This window comes from Sphaerisporangium dianthi (assembly GCF_042654065.1).
Lineage (GTDB): Bacteria > Actinomycetota > Actinomycetes > Streptosporangiales > Streptosporangiaceae > Sphaerisporangium > Sphaerisporangium dianthi.
In genome coordinates this window covers 308,710-322,232 of record NZ_JBHSFP010000004.1, presented here as the reverse complement: position 1 = coordinate 322,232, position 13,523 = coordinate 308,710, and the positions used below count along the sequence as shown (strand labels likewise).

14 protein-coding genes and 1 tRNA gene are annotated in these 13,523 nt (G+C 69.2%); 9 read left to right on the top strand and 6 right to left on the bottom strand.

Annotated elements, in window-relative coordinates; translation table 11 throughout:
- Positions 1-89 precede the first annotated feature (89 nt).
- A tRNA-Leu gene (locus ACFO60_RS09410) sits at positions 90-172 on the bottom strand.
- A 92-nt stretch (positions 173-264) separates the two neighbouring features.
- On the opposite strand from ACFO60_RS09410, the gene ACFO60_RS09405 reads away from it, so the two are divergent.
- The 7 genes from ACFO60_RS09405 (at position 265) to pknB (ending at position 9,018) form a co-directional block, all read left to right on the top strand.
- Positions 265-1,005, top strand: coding sequence for an FhaA domain-containing protein (locus tag ACFO60_RS09405; protein ID WP_380839184.1), 741 nt, complete (start codon positions 265-267; stop codon positions 1,003-1,005).
- A gap of 17 nt (positions 1,006-1,022) precedes the next feature.
- On the top strand, positions 1,023-1,490 hold the full coding sequence (locus ACFO60_RS09400; protein WP_380839182.1) for an FHA domain-containing protein FhaB/FipA: 468 nt from the start codon (positions 1,023-1,025) through the stop codon (positions 1,488-1,490).
- A complete protein-coding gene (locus ACFO60_RS09395) occupies positions 1,487-2,779 on the top strand; it encodes a Stp1/IreP family PP2C-type Ser/Thr phosphatase (RefSeq protein WP_380839180.1) in 1,293 nt (430 codons plus the stop codon). The genes ACFO60_RS09400 and ACFO60_RS09395 overlap by 4 nt, the downstream gene beginning before the upstream one ends.
- Before the next feature lie 30 nt (positions 2,780-2,809).
- Positions 2,810-4,153, top strand: a complete 1,344-nt coding sequence (locus ACFO60_RS09390) for an FtsW/RodA/SpoVE family cell cycle protein (RefSeq protein WP_380839338.1) — start codon at positions 2,810-2,812, stop codon at positions 4,151-4,153.
- Positions 4,150-5,604: a peptidoglycan D,D-transpeptidase FtsI family protein gene (locus tag ACFO60_RS09385; protein WP_380839178.1), complete on the top strand. Its 1,455-nt coding sequence runs from the start codon at positions 4,150-4,152 to the stop codon at positions 5,602-5,604. Before ACFO60_RS09390 ends, ACFO60_RS09385 begins: the two co-directional genes overlap by 4 nt.
- On the top strand, positions 5,601-7,091 hold the full coding sequence (locus tag ACFO60_RS09380) for a serine/threonine-protein kinase (RefSeq protein WP_380839176.1): 1,491 nt from the start codon (positions 5,601-5,603) through the stop codon (positions 7,089-7,091). Before ACFO60_RS09385 ends, ACFO60_RS09380 begins: the two co-directional genes overlap by 4 nt.
- Before the next feature lie 82 nt (positions 7,092-7,173).
- On the top strand, positions 7,174-9,018 hold the full coding sequence (gene pknB, locus ACFO60_RS09375) for a Stk1 family PASTA domain-containing Ser/Thr kinase (protein WP_380839174.1): 1,845 nt from the start codon (positions 7,174-7,176) through the stop codon (positions 9,016-9,018).
- Positions 9,019-9,180: 162 nt separating this feature from the next.
- Here the strand turns inward: pknB and ACFO60_RS09370 are convergent, their stop codons facing one another.
- From ACFO60_RS09370 to ACFO60_RS09360, 3 genes are read right to left on the bottom strand one after another with little or no spacing between them, the layout of a single operon-like run.
- Complete coding sequence (locus tag ACFO60_RS09370) at positions 9,181-9,753, bottom strand: anthranilate synthase component II (RefSeq protein WP_380839172.1); 573 nt, start codon at positions 9,751-9,753, stop codon at positions 9,181-9,183.
- Positions 9,750-9,908: a hypothetical protein gene (locus ACFO60_RS09365; protein WP_380839170.1), complete on the bottom strand. Its 159-nt coding sequence runs from the start codon at positions 9,906-9,908 to the stop codon at positions 9,750-9,752. Before ACFO60_RS09365 ends, ACFO60_RS09370 begins: the two co-directional genes overlap by 4 nt.
- Before the next feature lie 56 nt (positions 9,909-9,964).
- Entirely contained in the window at positions 9,965-10,588 is a 624-nt protein-coding gene (locus ACFO60_RS09360) for a class E sortase (RefSeq protein WP_380839336.1), read from the bottom strand.
- A 251-nt stretch (positions 10,589-10,839) separates the two neighbouring features.
- Here ACFO60_RS09360 and ACFO60_RS09355 point away from each other — a divergent pair, with 251 nt between their 5' ends.
- Entirely contained in the window at positions 10,840-11,085 is a 246-nt protein-coding gene (locus ACFO60_RS09355) for a cell division protein CrgA (protein WP_380839168.1), read from the top strand.
- A gap of 123 nt (positions 11,086-11,208) precedes the next feature.
- Here the strand turns inward: ACFO60_RS09355 and ACFO60_RS09350 are convergent, their stop codons facing one another.
- On the bottom strand, positions 11,209-11,928 hold the full coding sequence (locus tag ACFO60_RS09350; RefSeq protein WP_380839166.1) for a rhomboid family intramembrane serine protease: 720 nt from the start codon (positions 11,926-11,928) through the stop codon (positions 11,209-11,211).
- A 317-nt stretch (positions 11,929-12,245) separates the two neighbouring features.
- The gene (locus tag ACFO60_RS09345; RefSeq protein WP_380839164.1) at positions 12,246-12,779 is read right to left on the bottom strand and encodes a peptidylprolyl isomerase; all 534 of its coding nucleotides are present in this window, start codon (positions 12,777-12,779) and stop codon (positions 12,246-12,248) included.
- A 273-nt stretch (positions 12,780-13,052) separates the two neighbouring features.
- Between ACFO60_RS09345 and ACFO60_RS09340 the strand changes: the two genes are divergently transcribed.
- Positions 13,053-13,439 carry a hypothetical protein gene (locus ACFO60_RS09340; RefSeq protein WP_380839162.1) on the top strand — a complete coding sequence of 129 codons (387 nt, stop codon included), beginning with the start codon at positions 13,053-13,055 and terminating at the stop codon, positions 13,437-13,439.
- Positions 13,440-13,523: the final 84 nt, after the last annotated feature.

The window sequence follows — 13,523 nt, the reverse complement described above, 5'->3', positions numbered from 1 at the left end:
CGGGGTCCGGGGGTTCCAGGGGGTGTCCCCCTGGGAAAACACAAGGACCCCGGGGAAGAGGCCTGAGCCTCGACCGTGCGGGGTCCGAGTGGGCGAGGAGGGATTTGAACCCTCACATCCTTTCGGACACACGGACCTGAACCGTGCGCGTCTGCCATTCCGCCACTCGCCCTTGTTGAGTGCGGTGAAAGGCTAGCACGGATCCGTGCATGCCACCGAACCCGGATACGATCCTCCTAGACGATGGAGGAAGGGAGGTACCCGGTGGGAGTCCTTCAGCGCTTCGAGCGCAGGCTCGAAGGCTTGGTTGAGGGGGCCTTTGCGCGGGCGTTCAAATCTGACCTTCAGCCGGTCGAGGTCGCCAGCGCGGTCCAGCGAGAGATGGACGAACGGGCCGCGATCGTGGCTCAGGGCCGCACGCTTGTGCCGAACGACTTCGTGGTGGAGCTGTCCACGACCGACAGCGAGCGGCTGGAGGTGTACGCCGACAGCATCGGCCACGAGCTCGCCAACCTCGCCAGGGAGTACGCCAAGGAGCAGGGGTACTCCTTTGTGGGACCTGTCCGGGTGCGCTTCGAGACCGCCGACGATCTGGCGGTGGGTTTGTTCCGCATCCGCTCGGGGGTGATCCGGGGGGCGACGGTCGAGCAGGACGAGATCCGGCAGCCCGTCAGCGACCTCCCCGCGAGCAAGCCGAGCGCGTTCGCCGGGCGTCCGCGCCTGCTGGTGTCCACTCAGGACGACCCGCAGGGCCAGCGATCGTTCGAGCTGACGACCCCTGTGACGCTTCTCGGGAGGGGCACCGACTGCGATCTGCGGCTGGTGGATCCAGGCGTCTCCAGGCACCACGCCGAGCTCAGAGTCGAGGGGCCCACAGTCGCCCTCGTCGATCTCGGTTCAACGAACGGCACATTCGTCAACGGCCAGCCAGTACGCCGGATCGAGCTCCAGGACGGCACCCGCGTGACCTTGGGGCGCACAACTCTGGTGTTCCGGCGCGATTAAGGGTAGACAGACGGTCCATGTCCGAGCTCACTCTGCTGCTGATCCGGCTCGCGTTCCTCGCGGTGCTGTGGTTCTTTGTGATTGCCGCGGTGGGAGTGATCCGGACAGACTTGTTCGGATCACGCTCGACCGCTCCGGCGGTCGCCCGCAAACCCGGCAAACCCGCACGCCAACCAGCCAAGCCCAAGAAGGGGGAGCCGAAACAACTGGTCGTTACGGGTGGTCCCCTGCAAGGAACCATCATCAACCTCACGGAGACGCCAATCACTATCGGTCGGGCGAATGACGCCACGCTGGTGCTCAGCGACGATTACGCTTCCAGCCGGCACGCCCGGCTGTTCCCCCAGGACGGTCAGTGGATCGTGGAAGACCTCGGCTCGACCAACGGCACGTATCTCGACCGCTCCAAAGTGACCCGCCCGACTCCGGTGCACCTCGGCCAGCCGATCCGCATCGGTAAAACCGTCATCGAATTGCGCAAATGACAATCGCACTCCGCTACGCCGCCCGCTCGGACGTCGGCCTCCTCCGCGAAGGAAACGAGGACTCGGCGTACGCGAGCCCGCGCCTGCTCGCCGTCGCAGACGGTATGGGCGGGCACGCTCACGGTGAGGTGGCCAGTTCGGTCGCCATCACCGCCATGTCGTCCCTTGACCGGGACGCCTCCGGGGGTGACCTGCTCAGCGCCATCGAGGCCGCGGTGCGCGATGCCAATCGCAAACTGCACGAGATGGTCGGCCGTGATCCCAGCCTCAAGGGCATGGGCACCACCCTCACGGCCATGCTGTGGTCGGGCACCCGCGTCGCCCTCGTCCACGTCGGCGACTCCCGTGCCTACCTGCTCCGCAACGGCGAGCTGTACCAGATCACGCACGATCACACCCTGGTGCAGTCGCTGGTGGACGACGGAAGGATCACACAGGAGGAAGCCGCCAGTCATCCTCAGCGCTCGATCTTGCTGCGCGCCCTCGACGGCAGCGGCGAGGTGGATCCCGATCTGTCGCTTCGCGAAGCGCAGATCAACGACCGCTACCTGCTGTGCTCGGACGGCCTGTCCAGCGTCGTCAGCGCCGAGACCCTGCATCACACCCTCACCACGGTCGACGAGCCCGAGTCCGTCGTACGGCAGCTCATCGACCTCGCCAACCGGGGCGGTGGCCCCGACAACATCACATGCATCGTCGCCGACGTCGTCGAGATCGAGGAAGGCCAGGTCGTGGCGGGTGACGCCGCGGTCGTGGGCGCCGCCGGGTCCAACCGGCTGCGTTCCCAGCCTCCCGACACGCCGGCGGGGCGCGCGTCCACGATCACCGCTCCTCAGCCTGTGATCGTGGACGACGACCTTTCCGACGAACCCGCGGGCGGCCCGGCGGCGAACGCCATGGCCGCCCCGCGGCGTGTCAGGAGACGGCGCGTGTGGCCGATGGCCGCGGTCGTGATCGGGCTTCTCGTGGTGGTCGTGGGGGGTGGTGGTTATTTCGGATGGCGGTGGACGCAGGATCAGTACTACGTCGGCGCCAAAGGCGACGAGCTAGTCTTGTTCCGCGGAGTCGACTCCACCATCGGACCGATCCAACTGAACTCCGTCGCCCAGAGCACCGGCCTTTCCGTGTCGTCGATCCCCGAGCCGGAGCGCGAGCAGGTTCGGCGGGGCATCCCCGTGGCCGACCTCCAGGCAGGACAGACGAAGATCAACGACCTCAAGGCCAAGTCCGGCGGCGACCAGAAGACCACGCAGCCGACTGCTACCCCGAGCCCCACGGAGTCCTCGTAAGTGAGTGCCGTAGACGTCGCGGCCGTCCCCATGACCGCAAAACGGCGCGGGGCGCAGCTTGTCATGCTCGCCTTCGCGGTCGCGATCGTCATGGTCGCCTATGCCAATGTCGGTCTGGGCGAGGGCGGCAAGATCCCCGCCGGCATGCTGGGCTACGGCCTCGGCCTCGGTGGCCTGATGCTGGCCGCCTACTTCGTGCTGGCGAAGTTCGCCCCCTGGGCCGATCCCCTCATTCTTCCCCTGGTGACGCTGGTCAACGGCATCGGCCTGGTGATGATCTATCGCCTTGAGCTGGCCACGAAGCTCGCCTCGCCGAACACCCAGCTGTTCTGGACCGCCCTCGGCGTCGTCATGTTCTCCGTCACGCTGATCGTGCTGCGCGATCACCGCGCGCTGCAGCGCATGACGTACACGGCGGGTTTCGTCGGGCTCGGGCTGCTGATCCTGCCCATGGCGCCGTTCGTGGGCAAAGAGATCCAGGGCGCCCGCATCTGGGTCGTGGTCGGGGGCTTCTCCATCCAGCCGGGCGAGTTCGCCAAGCTGGCGCTGGTCGTGTTCTTCGCGGGCTACCTGGTCGCCAAGCGCGACGTCCTCGCGCTCGCCGGGCGCCGCCTGCTCTTCATCGATCTGCCCCGGGCCCGCGACCTCGGGCCCGTGCTCATCACCTGGATCGTCAGCGTCGGCGTCCTGGTCCTCGAGAAGGACCTCGGCACCTCGCTGCTGCTGTTCGGCGCGTTCATCGCGATGCTCTACATCGCCACGCAGCGCACCTCGTGGGTCCTGATCGGCGTGCTGCTGTTCGTCGGCGGCGCGTTCGTCGCCGGCCAGTTGTTCAGCCACGTCGGCAACCGTTTCGAGGTCTGGCTCAACCCGGGCGACCCCGAGCTGTTCTACCGCGCGGGCGGCAGCGGTCAGCTGATGGAGAGCCTGTTCGCCCTGGGGTCCGGCGGCATCCTCGGCACCGGGCTGGGGCAGGGCCATCCCTATCTCATCCCGCTGTCCTTCTCGGACTTCATCTTCACCGCCACCGGCGAGGAGCTCGGGCTCACCGGCCTGATGGCGCTGCTCATGGTCTACGCGCTGATCGTCGAGCGCGGCCTGCGCACCTCCATCGCGGCGCGCGACCCGTTCAGCAAGCTGCTGGCGGGCGGCCTGTCGTTCATCCTCGCCTGGCAGGTCTTCATCATCGTCGGGGGCGTGACCAACCTGATCCCGCTGACCGGCCTGGTCACGCCGTTCATGTCGCAGGGCGGCTCCGCCCTGCTGTCTAACTGGATCCTTATCGCGCTGCTGGTACGCATGTCGGACGCGGCACGCAGGCCGCCGCCGCAGGCGATCCAGGACGAGGGGCTGACGCAGGTGTTCCAGCGATGAACGGCACGCTCAAGCGGGTCGCGGCGGCCTGTCTCCTCATGTTCGGCCTGTTGATGATCAACATCAACTACGTGCAGGCCGTCAAGGCCGACCAGCTCCGCCACGACAACCGCAACGCCCGCAGCTTCTACGCGCGCTACGAGAGCGAGCGGGGCATGATCACCGCGGGCGGCGAGACGCTCGCCAAGTCGGTCGACACCGGCAACGGCAAGACCTTCCGCTTCCAGCGCAAGTACGTCGACGGCCCGGTCTTCGCGCCGGTCATCGGGTTCTTCGCGCCCGAGAGCGAGCGCGGCATCGAGAACGCCGAGAACGAGTACCTCAACGGCACCCACCCCGATCTGTTCGTCCGCCGCGCGGTCGACCTGGTCACCAGCAAGCCGGCCCAAGGCGCGGCAGTCGATCTGACCCTGGTGCCCAAGGCACAGAGGGTCGCCTACGAGGACATGCGGAAGAGCGGCAAGCGCGGCGCCGTCGTGGCGCTCGACCCGAAGACCGGAGCGGTGCTCACCATGGTGTCGGTGCCGAGCTTCGACCCCGGCCCGATCGCCGTGCCCGACAAGGGCAAGGCCGCCAAGGCGTACAACAAGCTCAACGCCGACGACAACGAGCCGCTGATCAACCGCGCCACGAGCAAGACCTACGCCCCCGGCTCGACGTTCAAGGTGATCACCTCGGCGGCCTACCTCAGCGAGGACGAGTCGCGCGACGTCAACACCACGGTGGACGCGCCCGACATCCTGCCGCTGCCGGGCACCACCATCGGCCTGCGCAACTACCACGGCGAGTCGTGCGGCGGCCGCGCCACGCTCCTCGACGCGCTGACCATCTCCTGCAACACGGCGTTCGGCACCATGGCGCTGGAGATGGGCTACGACAAGCTCCAGGAGCAGGCCGCGAAGTTCGGCATCGGCCAGGAGATGAGCATCCCGCTGAGCGTCGTCAGGAGCGACATCGGCTCCGACGAGGGCAAGGCCGCGCTGGTGCAGACCGCGATCGGCCAGCGCAGCAACCAGATGACGCCGCTGCAGATGGCCATGGTGGCCGCGGCGGTGGCCAACGAGGGCAAGGTCATGAAGCCCTACCTCGTCAACAAGATCGTCAGCCCGGGCGGCGACGAGATCGACAAGGCGCGCCCGCAGGAGCTGGACGAGGCCATCAGCGCCGACGTCGCCGACAAGCTGCGGCAGATGATGATCAGCGTGGTGCAGAACGGCACCGGCACGGCGGCCCAGCTTCCCGGCATCACGGTGGCGGGCAAGACGGGAACGGCCGAGACCGCCAAGGGGGCCGCGTCCCACGCCTGGTTCATCTCCTTCGCCCCCGCCGAGGACCCGAAGGTCGCGGTGGCGGTGTTCGTCGAGTCCGGCAGCGCCGGCAACGACGCCACCGGCGGCCAGGTGGCCGCGCCCATCGCGCACGACGTGATGCAGGCGGTGCTCGGCCAGTGACCTTCACCGACCGGGTGCTGAACGACCGCTACCGGCTGACCGGGCGCATCGCCGCCGGCGGCATGGGCGAGGTCTGGCGCGCCACCGACCGGCTGCTCGGCCGCGACGTCGCGGTGAAGTTGCTGCGCCAGCACGTGGCAGCCGATCCTGAGTTCCGCGAGCGCTTCCGCAACGAGGCGCGCATCACCGCCGCCCTGGCCGACCCCGGCATCGCCCAGGTCTTCGACTACGGCGAGCAGGACGACCTGGCCTATCTGGTGATGGAGCTCGTGACCGGTGAGCCGCTGTCGGCGATCCTCGCCCGCAACGGCACGCTCAGCCCCGAGGTGACCCTCGACGTCGTCGGCCAGACCGCGCGGGCCCTGCACACGGCCCACCGGGCGGGCATCATCCACCGCGACATCAAGCCGGGCAACCTGCTGGTCACCGAGGCCGGCCTCATCAAGGTCACCGACTTCGGCATCGCGCGGGCCCTCGAGAGCTCGCGCATGACCATGACGGGCACCGTGCTCGGCACCGCGCAGTACGTGAGCCCCGAGCAGGCGTCCGGCAGCACGCTCACCCCGTCGACCGACCTGTACTCCCTCGGCGTCGTGGCGTACGAGTGCCTGACCGGGCAGCCGCCGTTCACGGGCGGCAACCAGGTCGCGATCGCCCTGCGCCACCTGAACGAGCAGACGCCTCCGCTGCCCGCCACGGTGCCGAGCCCCGTGCGCGACCTGGTCGTCGCCATGCTGGCCAAGGCCCCCGAGCACCGGCCGGGCACCGCCCGCGACCTGGCCGACCGCGCGATGGTGCTGCGCGACTCCCTGGCGGGCGCCACCGATTCGCACCTCAGCATGCTCACCGATCCGTCCGGCTTCGCGGTCCGCAGGGCGATCGAAGAGTCCGGCGCCCTGTACGCGAGTGGCGCGACGCCCGTCCCCGTGACCGGCGCGACGGCCGGCACGGCCGGCAGGCCCTCCGGCGGCTTCGCCGCCCGGTACGAACCCACCACCCAGGACGCCCCGCCCGCCACGCCGACCCGCATCGGACGGCCTCCGGCGAGCCCCGGCACGGCCCGGCCGCTTCCGCGGCGCGGGCGCCGTCGCAGTCGCGGCGCCATCGGACTGGTCGCCGCCGCGGGTTGCGCGGCGGCGGTCGGGCTCGGCGCGCTGGCGGCCGGCGCGATCCCCGAGTTGCGCCTGGACGGCGGGCCGGCCGCGCCGCCCAACCCGGTGACCGGCGACCCCGTGCCGTCCTCGGCCCCGGCGCGCACTTCGGCGGCATCCGTTCGACCGAAACCGGTGAAGTCTGTCAAGCCGCTGACGTCACGGTCGGCTACGGTAATCACGTCGGCGACGCCAACCCGGCGACGCACGCCGACACCGACCCCGTCCGCTACTCCGACCCCTACTCCGACGCCCACACCGACCCCCACGCCGAGTGAGACGCCAAGCCCCACCTCATCAGCAAGCACCACAATCCCCCCGAACGGGGAGACGTAATGCGGTGCGGGGTCGATGATGGACACCGGCAGCCGCACCGCGGGCCGGTACCCAAGATGAACGGCAAGGGACAGTGCAGGAAATGACTCAGCCTCGGCTACTCGGTGGTCGCTACGAGCTCGACGGAGTCGTCGGGCGCGGCGGCATGGCCGAGGTGTATCGCGCCCGGGACATCCGGCTGGACCGAGTTGTCGCCATCAAGACGCTCCGTTCAGATCTGGCGAGAGATCACACCTTCCAGGCCCGTTTCCGCCGCGAAGCACAGTCCGCGGCGTCGCTGAACCACCCCTCCGTCGTCGCGGTGTACGACACCGGCGAGGACATGACGGAGTCCACGCCCGTGCCCTACATCGTCATGGAGTTCGTCGACGGACGCACCCTGCGCGACCTGCTGCGAGCCGACCGGCGCCTGCTTCCCGAGCGGGCGGCCGAGCTGGTCGACGGCATTCTGCGCGCCCTCGACTACAGCCACCGGGGCGGCATCGTCCACCGTGACATCAAGCCGGCCAACGTCATGATCACGCTCGCCGGCGACGTCAAGGTCATGGACTTCGGCATCGCCCGCGCGATGGCCGACTCCGCCGCGACCATGACGCAGACGGCGCAGGTCATCGGCACCGCCCAGTACCTCTCCCCCGAGCAGGCTCGCGGCGAGCGCGTGGACGCCCGCAGCGACATCTACTCCACGGGCTGCGTGTTCTACGAACTGCTCACAGGCCAGCCGCCGTTCACCGGCGACTCGCCGGTGGCCATCGCCTACCAGCACGTGCGCGAAGACCCGATCCCGCCGTCGCGCATCGACCCCGACATCCCCCAGTGGGCCGACGCGATCGTGCTGAAGGCCATGGCCAAGGACCCGGCGCACCGCTACCAGAGCGCCGCCGAGATGCGGGCCGACATCCAGCGGGCCATGTCCGGCATGCCGGTCGACGCCTCGCACACCATGGCGATGAGCAACAACTACACCGGCCAGCAGACCCGCACGCTGAACACGCCCGGCGGGCCGGCGACCCAGCGCAGCAACGCGGTGCCCGCCTACGAGTACGCCCCGACGCAGACCGGCGGCCGCTCCGAGCGCCACCGCGCGTCCTCGGGGAACACCGCGCTCAAGACGGCCGCGTGGATCCTCATCCCCCTTCTGGTGATCGGCGCCTTCATCGGCATCGGCTACGCCTTCCTGAGCTCCGACGGCGGCCAGGAGGCCGCCACCCAGGTCTCGATCCCTCTGGTGAAGAATCAGACGGAGGACGCCGCCAAGGCCAAACTGGAGAGCCTGGGGCTGAAGGTCGAGGTCGTCCAGGAGTTCAACTCCGACGTCGACAAGGGCACCGTCATCGGCACCGAGCCCGCCGCGGGCCAGCAGGTCGCCAAGGGCGCCACCGTCCAGCTCAAGGTCTCCAAGGGCGTCAAGCAGGTGGCGGTGCCCGACGTGATCGGCAGCACGGTGGAGGAGGCCACTCAGACCCTCGAAGCCGGCAAGCTCAACGTGCAGGTGGTCAGCGTCGTCTCCGCCAAGGAGCAGGAGAAGGTCTTCCAGACCAAGCCGGCCGCGGGCGAGAAGGTCGACGAAGGGGCGATCGTCAAGATCTACGTGCCCAAGACGCAGACCGACGTGCCCGACGTCACCGGCCAGACCGTCAAGGACGCCACGGCCACGCTGAAGGGCGCGGGCTTCAAGGTGAGGGTCAACGAGCAGACCAGCACCGACGTCCCCCAGGGCAGCGTCATCAGCCAGAGCCCGCGTCCCGGCTCCAAGCTCACCCCGGGCATGACGATCACGCTGGTGGTGTCCTCCGGGCCGCCGGAGGAGACCTTCCCGACCGACCAGCCCACCGACCAGCCGACCGACCCCAACCAGCAGCCGACCGACGAGCCGACGACCGACGACCCGTTCAGCGAGCCGCCGCCGGACGACTTCGGCAACTGACGCCTGGTCCGCTCGACGCGAAAAGCCCCTCCCCGGCTCGGGGAGGGGCTTTTCCGCGTCCGGGGGCCCGTGGTCCGGGGCCGGGCATGAGAAGAGGGTCTCCGCCGCTCGGGGGCGACGGCGGAGACCCTCATCCGATAGTCGTCACAGAGCCGTCCGGCGTTACACGATTTGGGCCAGCCAATTTCGGAGAAGTTCGTGACCGTGCTCGGAGAGCACGGACTCGGGGTGGAACTGCACCCCCTCGACGCGGGCGGTGACGTGCCGCACGCCCATGATCACCCCGGTGTCGGTGACGGCGCTGACCGAGAGCACGTCCGGCACGGTGTCCGGGACGACCGACAGCGAGTGGTAGCGGGTCATGGTGACCGGTGAGGGGAGGCCGGCGAACACGCCCTTGCCGTCATGGAAGATCTCGCTGGTGCGGCCGTGCATCAACTCGGGCGCGCGGGCGACGACGCCGCCGTAGGCGACGGCGATGGCCTGGTGGCCGAGGCAGACGCCGAGGAGGGGAAGATCGCGTTCGGCGCAGAAGGTCACCAGGGGGACGCTCACCCCGGCGGCCTCCGGCGTGCCGGGCCCGGGGCTGACGACCACGCCGTCGAAGCCCTCGGCGTCCTGGACGCGCACATGGTCGCGGGGCCGGACGTCGCATTCGGCGCCCAGCCGGCGAAGGTACTGCACGATCGTGTGGACGAAACTGTCGTGGTTGTCCACCACGAGCACGCGGGTCATCGGCCTACGGTCACCCTGTCGAGGGGCACGTGCGGCTCCAGTGAAGGGAACACGAAATACCAGAGTACGACCCCGGCCGCACCGGCCAGGACCAGCATCGTCGCCAGCTTCACCCCGGTGCCGCCCGGGATGATCCGCCAGAGCCATCCGTACATCGTGGCCGCCTCGCTTCCTCGAGAGCCGCAAAGAGCGCCGGGCATGTGCGTGGCCGTCAGGTGCGCCGCTCGCGCCTGCCGGCCAGGACGCCGTAGACGACCAGCCGCTGCCGGGCGGAGTACTCGGGGTGGCAGGTCGTGAGGGTGATGACCGCCTCGGTGGGACGCGCGCCGGGATGGTTGGGCACGGGGGCGATGACGTCCACCTGATCGGGGGTGACGACCTGCTTGCCGGAGACGCGGTAGGTGTAGCGGGCCTCGGGGGCCTCGACGACGATGTCGTCGCCACGGCGCAGCTCGTCGATGCGGTTGAACGGGGCGGCGTAGGTCGTCCGGTGGCCGGACAGGACGAAGTTGCCGATCTTGCCCGGGCGGGCCGTGCCGGGATAGTGTCCCGGCCCCCGGCGCAGGTCCTCCGGGCCGACGCCCTCCAGGACGGCGTACTCGTAGTCGCGCCCGAGGCGGGGGATCCGGATCAGCGCGACGGCGTCGCCGAGGCGGATCTTTCCGAGTTTCGCGAGCTCCGCGAGCTTGGCGGGCTGCCGGAGCTGCTGCTTGAGGAGGTGCTGGTACCACTCGGTGTAGGAGCCGGTGCCCCACAGCAGATAGGCGCAGAACAGCAGCATCACAAGGCCCGCCGTGACGCTGAGCTCACCGCAGGAGCGCAGCAGGGTCCTCATATCCACCGCCAGAAGGCATAATCACGACATATCCGGAGTAGCGGAGGAGGCGTGCGGACCACGCCTGCGCGGCCAGCGTAGGCAGGGCTTCCCGCGGCGTCGCGACGACGATCGGCGCTTGACCTACATTTTGCGCGTGAATCGCCGTTCGACGCCCACGCCGACTAGGCTTACTGCGGTCTTCGTAGGCCAGCGATTACGCTGGCTGCCAGTGCCCGCGACACCGCGCGGGCCCCACCAGGAGAGCTGCCGTGCCCAAGTCCAACACCCGCAAGAAGGCGGTCTACACCCCGCCGCAGAAGTCGCAGCAGGTCAAGGTGAGCCCCCGCTGGCTGGCACCGACGATGGTCACCACGTGGATCATCGGCATCCTGTGGATCGCCGTCTTCTACATCAAGCCGGACGCGCCGGGCCTCGCCGCCCTGGGCAACTGGAACCTGGCGGTCGGCTTCGTCCTGATCATCTTCGGCGTGGTGCTGTCGACCCGCTGGCGATAGAAGGCGTGCGCACTCGCCGGCGGCGGACGGTCAGACCGGGCACCTGCGGCGAGTGACGTTTTCCACAGGTTTTATCCACAACCTGGGGAAGCAACCCGGGGTCCCACCCCGGGAAGCACCCGCTCAGGCTCCCAAGGGGGTCATGAGCGCCACCAGGGCGACGCAGGCCGCGAGCACCACCAGCACCGTGCCCAACTGGACGGCCTTGCGGTTGCCGGCGGGCGCGTAGGCGAACAGCGCCGTCACGAGCGCACCTGTGACCAGGCCGCCGAGGTGGCCCTGCCAGCTGATCCCCGGGATCACGAAGGTCAGCACCACGTTGATCCCGATCAGCCAGATCACTCCACTGGCGTCGTAGCCGAGACGCCGGGCCACGACGAACATGGCGCCGAACAGGCCGTAGATCGCGCCCGAGGCGCCGACGGCCACCGAGCCGAAGAGATAGACGGCGACCGACCCGCCCAGGGCCGCGAGCAGATAGACGCTCGCGAACCGCAAGGAGCCGAGCATGCGCTCGAGTTGAGGGCCGATGACGAACAGGGCCCACATGTTGAACAGGATGTGCCAGTAGGACGGCGGGGGCGCGTGCAGGAAGGCGCCGGTGACCAGCCGCCACCACTCGCCCCCGGCGACGTTGTAGGCCGACATCGCGAACCGGCCGATGACCTGGCTCGGCTCGACCACCTCGCCGAGGTAGGCGAGCACGTTGATCGCGAGCAGGGCCCACGTCACGATGGGCGTGGTCACGGGCCTGCCGCCGAAGGGCGCCTCGGCCTGGCGGACGGACTTGCCGCCCTCGCGCACGCACTCGACGCACTGGTGGCCGACCGAGGCCACGCGCATGCAGTCGGGACAGATGGGCCGGTCGCACCGCTGGCACCGCACATAGGTCTCGCGCTCAGGGTGCCGGTAACAGGTGGGGACCGCGTCAGAGGGGCCGGGCTGAGGGTGGTCCTCAGGCCGGTCGGACGGACTCGGGTGATCTGGCTGAGTGGTCATCGCCTGTTCGCGGCCCCTTCACCTGTGCGCGCCTATCCACAGACTGCCACCCTATGCACGCCGCCGGGCGCGCGGCGCCATGGATCGCCGCATTCACCTGCCACAGCGGGGGCGTGGCCCCTGGCGGCCCCGATGGGCCGAGGCCGCCGAGGGCACCTCGCTCAGGCCTGCACGCGCTCGATCACGACCTCCTGGATGACAACGTCGGTGAGCGGGCGGTCCTGCCGGGTCGGCGTCTTGACGATGGCGTCCACGACGTCCTGCCCCTCGATCACCTCGCCGAAGATGGTGTGGGCGCCGTTGAGGTGCGGGGTGGGAACGACGGTGATGAAGAACTGCGAGCCGTTCGTCCCCCGGCCGAAGCGCTTGCCGGCGTTGGCCATGGCGAGCAGATAAGGCCGGTTGAACTGCAGGTCGGGGTGGATCTCGTCGTCGAAGTCGTAGCCGGGGCCGCCGATGCCCTGGCCCAGCGGGTCGCCGCCCTGGATCATGAAGCCCTGGATGACCCGGTGGAAGATCGTGCCGTCGTACAGCTTGTCGTTGGTCTTCTGCCCGGTCTCTGGGTGGGTCCACTCGCGGGTGCCTTCGGCCAGTTCCACGAAGTTGCGCACGGTCTTGGGCGCGTGGTCGGGGAAGAGGCGGAGCTTGACGTCACCCAGAGTGGTCCGCAGCTTTGCGATGAGATTCTCAGCCACGAGGACTGCCCCCTTCGATATGTCCGGTTACCGGTTAGATCGCGATGCTTCATTGACTATGGCGCAATGGCCTACCCCGCATCCTCCCATGCCACGTCAGGATTGAGCCGCTTTCGATCGGGAAGGTGAGCCTGCGGGGCCCCAAGCACAGGGGAGGTTATCGTGTCCCTGACACTGAAAAGACGCCGCGTGAGCCTGGTCATGCCCATGGCCGCCACGCGGATGGATCGCATGAAGACACAGGCCATGAGGACGGCCGACCAAGTACGTCCTGTGGCGCAAACCGCCCGTGAGGTGGCCGCTCACCGCATCGAAGACGCCCGCGTCTGGGCCGCGCCCATGCTCGACCGCGCGGCCCATTCGGTCGAGGAGCAGATCGCGCCGAAGGTCAGCGCGTTCCTCGTCCGCGCGGCCGAGCGTGTCGATCCCGCGCCGTCGATCAAACGGCGCAACCGCTGGTCGATGCTCGCACTGGCGGCGGGCGTCGCCGCCTGCGCGGTGGGCATCGTGCTCTACCGCAACAACGCCCGCCAGTGGAACGACACCATGAAGGACACCGGGGCCGATGCCAGCAGGTGGTCCGGAGGCAGAGTGGAGGACACCGGGGGCGCCGAGGAAGGCGGCATGAGGACCGACGAGTCCTCGCGCAGGACGTTCTGAGCCGAGCCGTGAGGCGCCCCCCGGGTCGATCCCGGGGGGCGTTTCCCGCGTCCGGGGCGCCCGCGCGCGGCGACGATCCGCCCG

Coding starts and splice junctions, on each gene's coding strand:
- ACFO60_RS09385 (WP_380839178.1), top strand. CDS start 4,150: ATGAACGGCACGCTCAAGCGGGTCGCGGCGGCCTGTCTCCTCATGTTC.
- ACFO60_RS09400 (WP_380839182.1), top strand. CDS start 1,023: ATGTCCGAGCTCACTCTGCTGCTGATCCGGCTCGCGTTCCTCGCGGTG.
- ACFO60_RS09365 (WP_380839170.1), bottom strand. CDS start 9,908: ATGTACGGATGGCTCTGGCGGATCATCCCGGGCGGCACCGGGGTGAAG.
- ACFO60_RS09370 (WP_380839172.1), bottom strand. CDS start 9,753: ATGACCCGCGTGCTCGTGGTGGACAACCACGACAGTTTCGTCCACACG.
- pknB (WP_380839174.1), top strand. CDS start 7,174: ATGACTCAGCCTCGGCTACTCGGTGGTCGCTACGAGCTCGACGGAGTC.
- ACFO60_RS09350 (WP_380839166.1), bottom strand. CDS start 11,928: ATGCGCGTGGCCTCGGTCGGCCACCAGTGCGTCGAGTGCGTGCGCGAG.
- ACFO60_RS09395 (WP_380839180.1), top strand. CDS start 1,487: ATGACAATCGCACTCCGCTACGCCGCCCGCTCGGACGTCGGCCTCCTC.
- ACFO60_RS09360 (WP_380839336.1), bottom strand. CDS start 10,588: ATGAGGACCCTGCTGCGCTCCTGCGGTGAGCTCAGCGTCACGGCGGGC.
- ACFO60_RS09390 (WP_380839338.1), top strand. CDS start 2,810: ATGACCGCAAAACGGCGCGGGGCGCAGCTTGTCATGCTCGCCTTCGCG.